This is a genomic window from Microbulbifer maximicatervae (SeqCode), assembly GCF_052467225.1.
The window spans coordinates 1,541,405-1,555,423 of record NZ_CP174303.1 but is presented as its reverse complement, the minus strand read 5'-3'; the positions used below and the strand labels follow the sequence as shown (position 1 = coordinate 1,555,423).

Below are 14,019 nucleotides of genomic sequence, written 5' to 3'. Positions count from 1 at the left end.
CTGTGCCTCAAAATCGCCTGAGCTCAGGCTCCTACAGGTTATTTGGTAAATTGGGGAATGATATTTGCTTTTTCGATACTGTCGATCGGCAAAAGGTATTCGTTTTCACTATCTACACGCAGAACCACTTCATCACCCTCTACACCGGCCAGCAGTCCGCGCCACTTACGCTGCCCATCCAGAGGCATACGCAGGCGAACTTCAATCTGGGCGCCGATAAAGCGCTCGTACTGGGCCAGCTTATAAAGAGGGCGGTCGAGCCCTGGGGAAGAGACTTCAAGTGTGTACTTACTACTGATGGGATCTTCCACATCCAGTACAGCACTGGATTGGCGGCTCACTTTCTCGCAATCCTCAACGGAAATACCGTTTTCGGAGTCGATATAAATGCGCAGCAGCGCGTTGCGACCGTGGGTTTGGTACTCAATACCCCACAACTCACACCCCAGCGATGCCACCACCGGCGCCAGAAGCTCTTCCAGCAATTCGCGTTTGCTCGCCATTCTCGTCACCACATACAAAAAATGGGCCTACGGCCCACTTCGAAAAATATCTGCAACTTTTCTTGCAGATACGAAAAAGCCCCTGACGGGGCTTTGACCGCACATTCGTGCAGTCAGTGTGCACGAATGCAAAATTTGGTAGCGGGGGCAGGATTTGAACCTACGACCTTCGGGTTATGAGCCCGACGAGCTACCAGGCTGCTCCACCCCGCAACAACGAAAGCGCAATCAAAGTTTCCCTAAGGAAAGTTGGTAGCGGGGGCAGGATTTGAACCTACGACCTTCGGGTTATGAGCCCGACGAGCTACCAGGCTGCTCCACCCCGCAACAACAAAAGCGCAATCAAACATTTTACCCGAAGGTAAAATTGGTAGCGGGGGCAGGATTTGAACCTACGACCTTCGGGTTATGAGCCCGACGAGCTACCAGGCTGCTCCACCCCGCAACAACTCCAAGAAACAAAGCCTGGTTGATCTTTGTTTCCCTGCGGTGGGACCTGCCCAACCACTCAAGAGGCTGCGCATTCTATTGGTGCTGACCCGGTGAGTCAAGCCGTAATTGGCATTTGTTTTCACCGAGGGGTTAAAGCCGTCTCTACCATCTCGCAAATCAGTATAGAAAAGGAAGAAAATCCCGCAAGCAGGCCACTTCCATATACCGTCTTCTTTCTTGCACATGTACTTTTTATAGTAAGAACGAAGAGTAAAACTCTCTTAACAAGCCTCTGAATAAGCTAGCGAGTTAACTGGTGCACTATTGCTTTTCGAATTGGGGGAAAGCGATCACTGACCCGCAACACCATTTTGCGCAGCAACTTGGCCGGCAGGCGATCGTCGGTAAACAAATCCACCACCCTATTAGTTCCAGAGTAAATCGGCTTGGATTCAACCCGGTGCAGCATCTGGTAACGGGCCAGGGCCCGAGTCAGCTTGGCCGGGTTATATAGACGGCTAACACTATCCAGTTGACGGGCCAAAGTATCCGCACCGGCCAAGCCCAAATTAAATCCATGTGCGGTCACTGGATGCATCCCCACAGCGGCATCTCCCACCAAGGCAAAGCGCTCAGCGAAAAAGTGATGTGCGTATACCGCAACCAATGGATAACAGTGGCGCTCACCAAAAGCTTCGACACCGCCGAGCTGGGACGCGCTTTCGCGGGATACGTGCCCGGCAAACTCTTCATTACCCATCGCCATAATCTGGGCAGAGAGACTGGCGGGAACAGTAACCACGGCCGATGAAATATTTGCCTTGGGCAAAGGCAACAGCGCCAGTGTCGAACCGTAGCGGAAACACTCCCGGGCAATACCATCGTGGGGTAATTCGGTGCGTACAGGGCCGACAATCGCCACTCGGCCAAAGTCGCGCATATCGGCGCCAATTCCCGCCATGCGTCGCACTTCAGAAAAACGGCTGTCGGCTGCAACCACCAGGGAAGCGCGCACGCCCTCCCCCTCTGCCAGTTCAAGATGACGCATAGCACCGCTCAATGTCATCCCGGTAACAGTCGAGTTATCGAGCAGCGCTATATTCTCAGTCTCCAAAACTGTCTCATATAAGATTCGCCGGATTGCAGAGTTGGAGACAATAAAACCCAGAGGCCCCCTTTCTCCCGGGCTAAAGTGGAGTGTCGAAGGGGAATTGCCGTCGACTACTTCGGCAGCATTTAGCGGGCTAATCTCTTCCGGGGATAATCTCTGCCAAGCCCCCAATTCTTGCAGCAGCTTGTAGGATTTGTGTGTCAGGGCAATCTCGCGGCCATCATCATCGGGAGCGGACAGCGCCGACTTATCCTGGCGCTCAATAATTGCCACCTGACACCCTTTGCGGGCGAGCATCACCGCCAAGGAAAGCCCCGCCGGTCCAGCACCTACGATAGCTACATCGGACTCCGTCATTTTCACACCCCTGATTTGCACGCAACAAATACAAGTCACTCTAGTGACTCACATCCGGGATAAACTGATCCAGATCAGGTTAAAGCTAATCCCAAGCCGCTCTACAGAGGTATAAATTGGTGAACTTTAGGGGTATAAAATATCACGCCCGCCACCAGCGCTTCTGAAAAACTGGAGCACTATGGAGTTCAAATATGGAACTTGAAATTCATTTCATTAACGCCTTTACCGACAAAGTCTTTCACGGAAATTCAGCCGGAGTTGTTGTTACTGAGGATTGGCTGGATGAAAATTTAATGCAGTCCATCGCTGCAGAAAATAATCTTTCCGAAACCGCGTTTCTGGTAAAACGCCCGGATACCAGTTATGGAATTCGCTGGTTTTCACCGTTAACGGAAATTGATTTTTGTGGTCATGCCACCCTGGCGTCAGCCCATGTTCTTTTTTCTCAAAACCCTCAATGTGAGCAACTCCAGCTCCATGCTGCCGCTGTGGGCAAAATGACAATAAGCCGAGGGGAAAATGGAATTATTTCCATGGACTTCCCACGAAGGGAGCCACAACCCGTAGATCGCATACCGCAGGAATTGCTGGAGGGGCTTTCAATAACACCAAGTCAGGTGTTACTTAACAACCAAGCTTACTTTGCCATCTACAATAGTGAGCGAGAAGTATTGGATGTACAGCAGGATGCGAGCAGCCTGCGAAAGCTCGCCCCCTACGATGTGGTCGTCACGGCAAAATCCGATAAGTACGATTTTATCTCCCGATATTTCTGGCCATCCAATGGTGGTGCCGAAGATCCGGTGACCGGTTCTATTCACACAGGGCTCGCCCCTTACTGGTCACAAATTCTGGATAAGAAAGAGCTGATCGCCTATCAAGCCTCCAAGCGCGGCGGCCTGCTGAATTGCACCATCGCCGGGGACAGGGTCATTATCTCAGGCAAAGCAGTACCCTATTTGAGCGGGACCATACGGGTTTGATACCCCAACGCCGGGATTTCCAAAATAAATCACAGTTTACCCTAATTACGATAAGTACAACTAAACAGAGGAGCATTGAGCAATGGAACAAAAAGGATCGTGCCTATGTGGCACTATTAACTTCGAAATTGAAGGTGACTTTGGCGGCTTCTTTCTCTGCCACTGTAGTTACTGCCGCAAAGATACCGGTTCAGCCCATGCAGCAAACCTATTCTTCGCATCAGCGAAACTTGAATGGCTATCCGGTGCAGAACAAGTCAAAACCTTTAAGCTGGCAGGGACGAGGCACAGCAAAAGCTTTTGCAATCAATGCGGTTCCGCAGTGCCACGAGAAGATCCTGAAATTGGCCTCCTCGCTGTTCCCGCTGGCAGTCTGGATCGCCCAATAGATGTAAGGCCTAATGCCCATATCTTTATGGCCAGTAAAGCCGAGTGGGACCGGGAACTGGAAACAGTACCTAAAGTAGACAAACTACCCCAGGTAGCTAGTGCGGACTCTGAATAGACCAGTTAATGATGGCTTTACTCGACCACAGTTGCTGCGATGATAAGGTTTCTCGCAGCAACTGAAGATCACATAGAGAGAATTAGCCGGGATGACCGTCAACGCGCGGCTGGAAAAGCACCGGGGTGTAATACAGTAAGAAAAGCGTGTAACCGACTACCCAGGCAATAATTGCTGCGAGCAAACCACTCGGGGCGGGTGCCCAAAACACACGTGCGAGAGCAGATAACGCCAGGGCCATAAAAGCCAGGGGCATCAAGCGCGGCGCCTTCAATATCCGACCTGTGTGGCCGAGACTGACGCGACTGGTCATAGACAAGATCAATCCGCCGATACCGCCAACGGCAAATGCGTGCAAAGCGGGACTCTGCCAGGAAGGGGCAATTTGGCTCCAGGCCAGAGCCGCGAGAAAACACCCCAAAATAACCAACCAGTAGCTCACATGCAGAGACCAAACCATCGGTTCTGCCCATATTTTTGTAGGGTGCCAGCGCACCACCCGGATCACCTGCAAAATACCCAGAGAGACCGCAAAAAAGGCCCAAACCATTTGCGGCAAACCAACAGCCACCGATAGCAACAAGCCCACCGCAGCAATATGGGTACCCCACTCTACAGCCGGTATCTTATCTCTTGGGCTCAAGTGAAAGCGGCGCGCCGTAAAGAAGGGTATAACCCGCCCGCCGATTATCAGAATAATCGCCGTCACCAACAGCAAAGCCAGCAAGGCGATTCGGCTCTGTGCCCCTGGCAGCAACCAGTGGCTAGCGGACAATGCGGCAAACATCAGCATCGCAGGCAATACAAACATATTTCGCCACTGCTTGGTTCGCAACACCCTGGCTCCGAGCAAAAACGCTGAGAACAGGAAGAAGGAGACTTCAGCAATTACCGGCATCCAAATAGGGACCGCCGCCAACAGGTAACCCAAACGGGCCAAGAGCCACAGGCCGACCAAAGCAATAAGTTGGGTTCCCTTTGGCGAGGGGATACCAGTCCAGGTTTGCATGGCCGTGCCGAGAAAACCTACAACAACAGTAGCCGCGAACCCGAACAGCATCTCATGAGAGTGCCAGACTACCCCCATTCGAAAAGCCGGCATCTGCCAACCGAATAACTGCCCCTGCCAGATAACCAGGGCAACCATACTCCACAGAGCAGCTCCCCAGAAAAAAGGGCGAAACGGCATACGCCAAATAGGTGCAATAGACTCCGCGCGCGCGCGGTCAACGATAGGTATCAAAATCCATTCTCCTTACCAACTACGGGAACACCAGGCTCCCTACACAAATAATTCGCAGTACAAGACCACCCCGACAGGCCTGCTTTGCTTGGAGAATCAAAGGCGTCCTAAAAAAAGCAGGACACAGGGGTTTATCTGTCCGGCGGCGCCGCAACCTAGGCAAAAGCGCCGACTTTTCAGTCATCCGCATCAGTGCGGGATATCGCCCGAGATTCCATTTCCAGGGATTGGGAAAGAGCCCTATTCTCACTCAATTAACAAAAATAGTTAACAAAAAAATGAGTAGTCTGTGAATTATTCTAACTGGGGTGAAGAATCTTTTTCTGTGTAGATAACCTGAAAAAAACCACACGTTTTATAGGGTTATTTAATTTTTAGGGGTAGGAGGAAACTGGGGCGAAGATGAAGTGGACTTGAAGTATTGCATAAATTTATTCTCTCTGGGAAGCATTTCCTTTTACAAAAAGTAAACTCACAATCAACGCCCCAGCTGCCAAACACGCATTGACGGTAAATGCGCGGTCAATGCCTTCGGATAACTCGGGAGCCATTGCCACCACCGTTGTATTCATCGCTAAACCAATGGCGCCGCCAATAATTTGAAACATATAAATTAAGGCTGCGGCTAAGCTGGCCCTTGCTGGCCCCAGTACGGTAATAGCGGTGGTCGTTATCGTAGGAAAATATAAACCTAACCCTATGCCAAGGGTGAGCATTCCTGGCACCAGGTGCAGATAGTGATCATGCACCACTAGGCCAGAAAGTAAAAACATTCCCAAACCTAAAAAGAGTGCCGCTCCCGCTAAAATTAGGCGAGCCCCCAAAAATTCATATAACCACCCTGCTATATATGAGACTACCGCATAGGTAATCATCACCGGCAATAAACCCGCACCAGACCAAACTGCAGAATAGCTCAACTCCTTAATTAAAAATTGAGGAATATAAAGCAACATAGATACAAAAGTGACCGATAGAAGCAAAGTCACCACACAGATAGAAAAAAAGCGCCAATTAGTAGCTACATCCGGGGGAATAAGTGGGTCAGAGCGAGTATGAGGCTCAACCCAGGCAAATACCAAAAAGAAAATCACCGATGTTACTAAAAGTCCAATCACTAAAGGACTTCTAAATCCTACATCGATAACAAAATCCAGAGATAACATTAAAGCCAAAAGGCCAATTGATAATGAGGCCATCCCCCAATAGTCAACCTTTTCATTGCTCTCATCGGGCTTATCATCCTCAATTACTTTCCAACCCACCAACATTGCCGCCAAAGCGATGGGTAAGTTAATAAAAAAAATCCAGCGCCAGCTAAGAAAATCTGTAAAGAAACCACCCAACAGTGGCCCTACAGAGTTCGCAAAGCCACACACCGTCATTATCAAACCGCCTGCCTGACCGGCGCGGTCATCAGGCATGATCTGATAGGTCATGCCGAGCACAGCGGGCCACATCAGAGCACCACCAACACCCATTAATGCCCGGCTTCCCAGCAGCATCCATTCATTGACGGCCAGACCACCCAAAACTGAAAAAAAGACGAAGATTGAGGTTCCAACAAAAAATAGCCGGCGCCGACCAAACATATCCGCCAAGCGCCCGCCAGTAACTATAAAAATCCCGAACACCAATGCATAACCGTTAATCACCCACTGAAGGGTGGAGATATCTGCGTTAAAATGTTTTTCCATTGCAGGGATAGCGACGGAGAAGGCCGTAAAATCATTGGCCACCAAAAAGACTGCCAACGACAATGCTGTTAAACCTATAATCTGTGATCGCGATAGCGGGGTCTTTGAGGCTGCCATAAATGCCAAACTTCACACTTTGCAAGTTATGCAATGGATATATAAGCTTGGACCAATGAAGGACCAACTGCAGCGTAAATTATCAGGCAACACCAAGTAACAGCCTAGTACCAAGGGGGTTCTCATAAACTTTATTACTAGATTCTCGGTGCTTTTCTCCTATATCCAGAATTACTTTCTTCCGCAATACTCTGATTAGGTCCCAGCTCAGGCATAGACAAGCATTAATGCCAACAACAATGGCTTGATGTCAGTGTAAGTCCGCAGTCTCACTAATCCTCATTCCATCTTTAGCAGATCGAATCAGTCCAAAAGCAGTATCCGGTAGCAGAAGTATTTAAAGCTATCAGCCGATGATCAATCAGGATTGATCGACAGTCTTGAGCGGGGCCCCTACTCCAATTCTTATAAACCAAAACTCAAAGGCTGACAGGATTTTCCCATGAAGGTGCTATCTTTAGCCATTACCATTCTCTCGATCAATCATGGCCATCAGGCCCAGGCGAACAGTACTTACTCATCAACCAAGTAAGAACTGGCAACACTGCTACTGAAGATCAAATTGAACAAACAACCACTAACAACTTAATAAATCAAGCTCAGATTGGTGACAATAATAACGTTGAAGCAACACAATTTAACGGCAACAACAATTAAATAATGCCCACGCAGGCAGGAATTAACGATAGCATCACCACTACTTAATTTGGTAATAATACCGCGATTTCTCTGCAGTAAAGCCATGTGCCTATCTCTAGGAATTTGTATGTTCAGACAGCTATCTCCCAGAATCTATCATCCAACCCTCCTCCCAGCAGCCACATCCTAACACACTGAAAATATCAGATATTTTTCGACTTTAGTCCCAGTATCTCTGTGCTTTTATCTCATTCCCCTGAGGAGTCTCATTGTCAATACTTTTTCCAAGGCTCCAATATCTGAAACGAGCTGGATTTCGACTTTTGGAGAGCCCAATCAAACGGATTACAGAGGAGAAATATCTATGACAAACGGTGAGCACTTATGCCCACCAGAATTTGGAATCATTGAGCCTTTTAGATAAAGCCGCCAATGATCACCGCCCCGGCATAGCCAGGTATTAATGCCGATGGCTTGGAGCCAGTGCAAGTCAGCAGTCTCACTACTTCTCTCACCATTTAGGGCCGATCAAATAACCTCCAATGCCCGACGGATGGTAGGTCGACGTTCGATTACACGGGATTGGATATGGATTTCACCTGTGTTGTACAGGAAGTACTGTGGACGCAGTCAAAGCGCCATAGCGAGTTGAAGTAAAGAAGTTACTTGTGAAGATCTTACCTATAGCCGTTACCGCTCTATCCCTTGCCATCAGTGGCCTGGTTCATGCAGATGACAATGAATATATTATCTATCAAGAAGGTACGGGAAATACAGCCTCAGGGGATCAAAGTGATCCCACTATATTTAACAACCTCATCGAACAGACTCAAATTGGGGATAATAATGATGTTGAGGCCATCCAGTCTAATGGCAATACCAACGGCACTATTATTCAATTTCAAGAAGGGGATAATAACACTTCAGATGCCACCACTGACTCCATCATTGAGGTCATTATCTTTGGTGACGGCAATGATATGGATCCCACGCAAACATCAACCAGCAATTCCTTCATGCAATTGGATGTAACAGGGAATAATAATTCTGGAGGCGGCTCACAGGATGCCACTTCTGATACCTCATTAATATACATCATGGAAGGCAATGACAATCTTGGCTTTCCAGTTCAGAATAATGTTTCCAACAGTTCAATGAGCTTTACCTTTGTAGGTGACGATAATCTTGGCTCCTCTGTACAACAAGACTCCGATTCCGCAACTTTAGTAGCTGAAAGTTATGGTGACGATAATCTTGTTAGCACCACCCAGAATGTCAGCTCAAGTACTACGATAATGATCTTTCAAACCGGGGATAGTAATCTTGCGGCCGCTGGAGAGCAGATTGGTAGTGCGAATAATACAGCCACAATTACTCAAATTGGGAGCTCAAATATAGGTGGACTTGGTCGTTTTAATAGCTTTAGTCAAAGCACTACGTATGAGCAGTTTGGAGACGGTAACCTATTTGATAATGCAACCATTGACTCAAGCAATAGTATTGGAACGGTCCTACAGCAAGGAAATAGCAATACTAGTCTTACCCTATTACAGACGGTATCTGATAACGCCTATTACATATCACAGATCGGTGATGGAAATATGGTATTTCTTACCCAGTCTGGATCAAGTCACACTGCTGAGATCATTCAAATGAGTGATTTAAATGAGATAAATGCTGATCAAGAAAGCTTTGATAACGACCTTTACTCCCTACAAAACGGTGAGGACAACCTGATCAATTCACTGCAGGATGGGGACAGTAAATGGCAACACTAAGTCAGGCAGGCACCCTGAATGAAATAGATCTCACCCAAAGTGGACAACAGGACACTGCCACTCTACCTCAGGATGGTAACAACAGCTTCCTGAGTGTCACTCAAACAGGATTTAGCGATAGCATCAATGTTACCCAGCTAGGTGACAATAATAGCGCCACTTTTACACAGTAAATCGTTGATAGGAGTCCGTATACCCATATATGGACTCCACCTAACCATACATATTCTATCCACTATCAAATATCAATATAACTCTGCAATGAAAATACTGATTAAATCAGACTTTTTTACTAGCATCTCAGTGCTTTTATCTCATACCAATTATCTTATTTATTAATAATACTAAAAGCGATACCGTAAGTAGGGGTCATTTATCACTTCACTACATTTTGGCGGACCAACAAACCAAATAGGAGCAAATTAAATGAATAGTAAAATCAACCAATACAGGTGAAAAATTTGGAATAAATATTTCACATCAATCGAAGCAAAAATGAATATAGCCTCGGCATCTCCAAGCATTAATGCCAAAAAATGGCTTGGGATCAGTACAAGCAAGCATTATCACTACTTCTCTCACCATTTAGGGCCCTTAAGCTTCTTACTTAGCGCTCATTAAAAATTAACTGAGCTACAGAAGTTTCATTCGTTAATTACCTTTATAGAAGCAAGAGATCTATCGCTCTTAACACCATCCATAAATCATTAAATGAAAGGAATCATTTATGAAAACATCAGCCTTTGCAATCACTACCTTAGCGTTAGCCATTTCCGGTATTGCGTATGGTGACAATACTTATATTGTCAATCAAGAGGGAATCGGAAATATGGCCATGGGGGACCAAACTAGTGCCACTGATAGTTTAATCTCGCAGACTCAGATTGGAGACAATAACGATGCCGAGGCAATACAATTCAATGCCACCAGCAATGGAACCATTATTCAAACCCAGCAGGGAGACAACAACTTCGCGAATAGTGAGCAAGACGGCAGTAGTAATTCTTCAGCAGTAATTACTTTGATAGGAGACAATAATAGTGCAGGAACGGACCAAATATCAACTAGTAATAGTCTAATGCAAAAAACATTAATCGGCACTGACAATTTCGCTAGTTCAAGACAGGAAATAACCACCAATACAACTATGACATACACCATGATGGGGACCAATAATGGTAGTGGCTCCATACAGGAGAATACGACGAATACGGTAATGACCTTCACAATAACGGGAACCGACAATAATGGCGGATCAATACAGGAAAATACCACCAATACTACAATGATCTATACCATTAGCGGAACAAGCAATATTGGTAGCTCTCCGCAAAGGGACTCTACCAATAGCTCAATGCAATTTACTATGATTGGCACCGATAATATTGGTTCTTCAGGACAGACCAATATGGATGAAGCATTTCTGAACGTAGTATCCATCGGTGATAGAAATATTGGTACATCAGGCCAGTGGGATAGTTTTAATAGCAGTATCAGCGTCTTTCAAATGGGTGATGATAATACCGGCGGAGGGGTAGATGATGATGGCAGCTCAAACACTTCAGTCCAATTAACACAGATCGGCAATTTCAATTCAGGGTTTACCGTACGAGGCCAAAGTTCTGATCAATTTACTACAGTTGAACAATATGGAAATGACAATATCTTTGGTTCCACAGATGACAATGCCAATAACAGTGTAGGTTCAAACCTTCAGCAAGGTGACAACAATAGTATTTCTGTTAGCCTGCAAACTGTATCTGATAATAACTACTCCATCAGCCAAATTGGTAATGGCAATGATGCGGATCTGACACAGACCGGCTCCAACCACTCGGCTGAGATAATTCAAATGAGTGAATTAAACACAATAAATGCGGAGCAAACCAACTTCAATGCCGACCTTTACGCCTCACAAGATGGCGAGGACAACTTGATTAATTCCCTCCAAGACGGAGACAGTATTTCAGCCACCCTTAACCAGAGCGGCAATCTCAACGAAATAGATCTGACTCAGAGTGGATCTTCAGATATTGCTACATTGTCTCAGGATGGCAATAGCAATTTCCTAATGGTAACGCAGACCGGTTTTAGCGATACAATCAGTGTCACCCAACTAGGTGACAACAACAGCGCCACCTATATGCAGTAAAAAAACCAAGGGCCTTGCAAACCTCTTTGCAGGCCCTATCAGACCTTATTAGACTTTCAAATACTGACAAGACAGTTTTGAAATTATCGGCTTGAGTTTTTCTTACTACTTTCTCAGTACTTTTATCCTATATACATCTCACCGCTCATTGACAATAATTTTTTGGGACAATTTAATGGTAGATATCAGCAACAAACATTTCAATTGTCACTATTGCTTTATCAGTGCAGTACATCATAGGCTTTAATTTAGTACAAAGCAGTACAGTGTACGTTTGGAAGTTCTATGCTTTATCCCAAATAAACGAAGAGTTCCCCCACCTGGCATAGTCAAGTTTTAATGCCAAAAATATGGTTTGAAGCCAATACAAAAAGGCAGCACCAGCGATGATTTTAAATTTAGCTTTAACGATGAGCTATAAATCTAAGTCACCCACTAAACCAAACCTTAGTCACAACGTAGCTCGAAAAGGAATTCAACAATGAAATTCAAAGCCACAATTGCCGGATTATCCACCCTTGCTGTGATACAGCTAGCACAAGCGAGCAACACCTACATAGTCAATCAAAATGGTAACAATAACACTGCCATGGGGGATCAAAGTGATCCCACCGTTGCCAACAACCTAATTGTGCAAACCCAAAATGGTGATAATAATACAGCTGAGGCAGAACAAATCATAAATAGCAATAATGCAGTGATCACTCAGACTCAAATTGGAGATGGAAACTTAGCCACAGCAAGCCAAGAAAATAGCACCGACACAATCGATACCGTCGTACAGATGGGGAACAATAACGAAGTCGATTCCTTTATGCAAAATGATACCGCGAGCACCAATTTCGTTTTTCAAAGTGGTGAATTGAATTTCACCTCTACCGTTAATTTCAACTCTACATCTAATAGTACTAATGTTTTACAAACCGGAACCGACAATGAAGTTTTCACAGCTCATAGCTTTAACTCAAGTAACAATTCCATATTTGTAAACCAAAGCGGATCTCAAAATACGAGTTCTCCAGGCGCAAGTTTCGATGCGGAGAACAACAGTATTGTCATCTTACAGGATGGATCGTTGAACAATGGGGGAGTTGGGCAAGTTAGTGGCTCTCAATTTATGACAAGTACGGTCATTCAAAGTGGCGATGATAATCTAGGGGGAGCTAGTAATTTAAATAGTAGCTTCGGCAGTACCTTTTCTAATCAAGTGGGAAGTTTAAATTTAGGAAGTTCAAGCCAAATTGATAGCACACAGAGCCATACATTTATCCAGCAAACCGGTACTGACAATTTAGGCAGCATATCGATAAACTCTAGTAATAATGTTAGCGCCTCCATCACACAAATAGGCGACCAAAATATAATTGGTGGTTCAGGCCACTCCTCCAGTAGCAATGGTACTGTAGAGGTCACTCAAATAGGTATTGCTAATGATGCAATTGCTTTCCAAATTATGAGCGACTCGGGATTGTTAGCTATTTCTCAAAATGGAGAACAAAATATGGCCCTGGCGGGGCAAACAGGGATATCTAACATCCTTCTTGGCGTGCAAACAGGAATACAGAACGTACTTTCTATTATTCAGGATGGTGATTCAATTTCTGCCGATACCAATCAGAGTGGCACACTTAATGAAATTGACCTTGATCAGACCGGCATGAGTAGTGTTGCCACACTTACACAAAGTGGTAACAATAATTTTCTACAGGCTATGCAGGCAAATCCATCTGCCTCATCCACTGTGACGCAGTTTGGCGAAAACAATAGTGGTAATATCATGCAGTAACTCACCCACTATTAGCTCAAAGTACACAAAGTAGCGGAATACATGACCATTCATAAAGGACATGCATTAGGAGAAATGCTCATATCATTTACTCCACTTAAGACGTGAATTTCTTTATATGTAGTCGATGATACCAAATGCTTCTGTTTGGTGTCATTTTTTCTGTTAAAAAAGGGTGTAAGTTTATCCCCGGATAATCTTCCTGGATAAATCAAGGCAACAGGGTTAGCCTAAAGCTTTCATAAGCTAGGACTGCAACCTCTATCTAGATTTAAAATTATTCACAACCAGATAAATTTTGATCCATTCTAGAAGAGAAAAATTATAGTGCAAAAAATATCAGTTGGCCTAACTCACTGGAAGTAAACTTTATTACTAGCAGTTACACACTTATCTCTCATTGAAAAGACTCATGCTTCATCAATACTTTTACCAAACTTTCAACTTACTCAGGGAAACCAAAGGCAGTAATCATATATAGGTAGGGTAGAAGATTAAATAGCTCTACCCGGCATTAATAGATTTCAGGAGGTTTAAAGGAGAATTAGACAGTAAGCATGCATTTATTAATCGCAAAATTTTTAGTCCATACTTGATGAAATCTTAAGCATTTTCAGCTTTGATCAATAACAGGCATAGCTAAGTATTAATGCCGATTAGTCAGTTTCGGAAAATTTCTTTTGGCAGCTCTGAAACTTCCCCAAGCAAATATT

The 14,019-nt window shown here is 45.3% G+C and carries 11 protein-coding genes and 3 tRNA genes; 6 read left to right on the top strand and 8 right to left on the bottom strand.

The features are described from left to right. Positions 1–38: 38 nt before the first annotated feature. The 5 genes from rimP to ubiM form a co-directional block, all read right to left on the bottom strand. Positions 39–503, bottom strand: a complete 465-nt coding sequence (rimP, locus tag ACJJIZ_RS06730) for a ribosome maturation factor RimP (protein ID WP_108734364.1) — start codon at positions 501–503, stop codon at positions 39–41. 136 nt (positions 504–639) lie between these two features. Continuing rightward, positions 640–716 (bottom strand) — tRNA-Met (locus ACJJIZ_RS06725). 37 nt (positions 717–753) lie between these two features. Further along, positions 754–830 (bottom strand) — tRNA-Met (locus ACJJIZ_RS06720). A 41-nt stretch (positions 831–871) separates the two neighbouring features. Beyond that, positions 872–948: transfer RNA gene (locus ACJJIZ_RS06715), tRNA-Met, on the bottom strand. A gap of 288 nt (positions 949–1,236) precedes the next feature. Further along, complete coding sequence (gene ubiM / locus ACJJIZ_RS06710) at positions 1,237–2,403, bottom strand: 5-demethoxyubiquinol-8 5-hydroxylase UbiM (protein WP_444915624.1); 1,167 nt, start codon at positions 2,401–2,403, stop codon at positions 1,237–1,239. Between the two features lie 194 nt (positions 2,404–2,597). Between ubiM and ACJJIZ_RS06705 the strand changes: the two genes are divergently transcribed. Both ACJJIZ_RS06705 and ACJJIZ_RS06700 read left to right on the top strand, forming a co-directional pair. After that, entirely contained in the window at positions 2,598–3,389 is a 792-nt protein-coding gene (locus ACJJIZ_RS06705; protein WP_444911448.1) for a PhzF family protein, read from the top strand. 82 nt (positions 3,390–3,471) lie between these two features. Continuing rightward, a complete protein-coding gene (locus tag ACJJIZ_RS06700; RefSeq protein ID WP_444896197.1) occupies positions 3,472–3,894 on the top strand; it encodes a GFA family protein in 423 nt (140 codons plus the stop codon). Positions 3,895–3,976: 82 nt separating this feature from the next. Here the strand turns inward: ACJJIZ_RS06700 and ACJJIZ_RS06695 are convergent, their stop codons facing one another. From ACJJIZ_RS06695 to ACJJIZ_RS06685, 3 genes are all read right to left on the bottom strand, one after another. Then, a complete protein-coding gene (locus ACJJIZ_RS06695; protein WP_444907373.1) occupies positions 3,977–5,137 on the bottom strand; it encodes an NnrS family protein in 1,161 nt (386 codons plus the stop codon). 431 nt (positions 5,138–5,568) lie between these two features. Beyond that, complete coding sequence (locus tag ACJJIZ_RS06690) at positions 5,569–6,951, bottom strand: MFS transporter (RefSeq protein ID WP_444916195.1); 1,383 nt, start codon at positions 6,949–6,951, stop codon at positions 5,569–5,571. A gap of 585 nt (positions 6,952–7,536) precedes the next feature. Continuing rightward, positions 7,537–7,695: a hypothetical protein gene (locus tag ACJJIZ_RS06685; protein ID WP_444915623.1), complete on the bottom strand. Its 159-nt coding sequence runs from the start codon at positions 7,693–7,695 to the stop codon at positions 7,537–7,539. Between the two features lie 563 nt (positions 7,696–8,258). On the opposite strand from ACJJIZ_RS06685, the gene ACJJIZ_RS06680 reads away from it, so the two are divergent. The 4 genes from ACJJIZ_RS06680 (at position 8,259) to ACJJIZ_RS06665 (ending at position 13,306) form a co-directional block, all read left to right on the top strand. Then, positions 8,259–9,368 (top strand): hypothetical protein, encoded by a 1,110-nt coding sequence (locus tag ACJJIZ_RS06680; protein ID WP_444911451.1) that lies wholly within the window; start codon positions 8,259–8,261, stop codon positions 9,366–9,368. Next, positions 9,356–9,541: a hypothetical protein gene (locus ACJJIZ_RS06675; RefSeq protein WP_444896192.1), complete on the top strand. Its 186-nt coding sequence runs from the start codon at positions 9,356–9,358 to the stop codon at positions 9,539–9,541. Before ACJJIZ_RS06680 ends, ACJJIZ_RS06675 begins: the two co-directional genes overlap by 13 nt. Before the next feature lie 554 nt (positions 9,542–10,095). Then, complete coding sequence (locus tag ACJJIZ_RS06670; protein WP_444915622.1) at positions 10,096–11,520, top strand: hypothetical protein; 1,425 nt, start codon at positions 10,096–10,098, stop codon at positions 11,518–11,520. A gap of 481 nt (positions 11,521–12,001) precedes the next feature. Beyond that, on the top strand, positions 12,002–13,306 hold the full coding sequence (locus ACJJIZ_RS06665) for a hypothetical protein (protein WP_444911453.1): 1,305 nt from the start codon (positions 12,002–12,004) through the stop codon (positions 13,304–13,306). Positions 13,307–14,019 lie beyond the last annotated feature (713 nt).